Genomic DNA, 604 nt, shown 5'->3' with positions numbered 1-604 from the left:
ATTGGCGCAGGTATTGGTCCCCCATTTTGGTGATCCTGCCTAGTCGTTCCTTGCCTCCGCTAGATCGATTAGTCGGCGTCAATCCCAGCCATGCAGCAAATTCACGACCACTCTTGAACTGATGTCCATTGCCGATGCTCGCAACAAGCGCAGAGGCAGTCATAGGACCAATGCCGGGGATGGTTTGCAACAACTTCACCCTAGGGTCACGTTTGGCTTCAAGCTTCAAACGTGTTTCATACCAACGCATCTTTTCCTGCAGTATGTCCAACTGCCCGCACAGATTATGAACGACGTCCTGCACGATTTCGGGGAGGTCTAACTTGTTGCCAGCCAACACGCCCTGAGAAAAGCCGATAGCGCTTGCGGGGCCTTTGGCGATGTACACGCCAAACTCTGCCAACATGGCGCGTAAGGCGTTGATCAGTTGCGTACGTTGACGAACCACGAGGTGGCGCGCCCGGTGAAGGGTGAGCAACGCCTGCTGCTCAACGGATTTGCTCTCAACAAACCGCATGGTAGGACGCGTGACTGCTTCACAAATTGCTTCGGCATCGATGGCGTCAGACTTGCCACGTTTCACATAAGGTTTGACGTACATAGG

Annotated in this window: 1 protein-coding gene; it reads right to left on the bottom strand. The window is 53.8% G+C overall.

Annotation, left to right across the window (positions count from 1 at the left end):
- Window positions 1-604 (bottom strand): IS110 family transposase (locus tag PPL9_RS01375; RefSeq protein WP_152986564.1); only part of this gene is annotated, 604 nt, incomplete at both ends.

Origin of the sequence: Pseudovibrio sp. POLY-S9 (genome assembly GCF_001431305.1) — a bacterium.
In the GTDB taxonomy this organism is placed as follows: Bacteria; Pseudomonadota; Alphaproteobacteria; order Rhizobiales; family Stappiaceae; genus Pseudovibrio.
The sequence above is the reverse complement of the archived record's forward strand: the minus strand, read 5'-3'. Positions and strand labels throughout refer to the sequence as shown.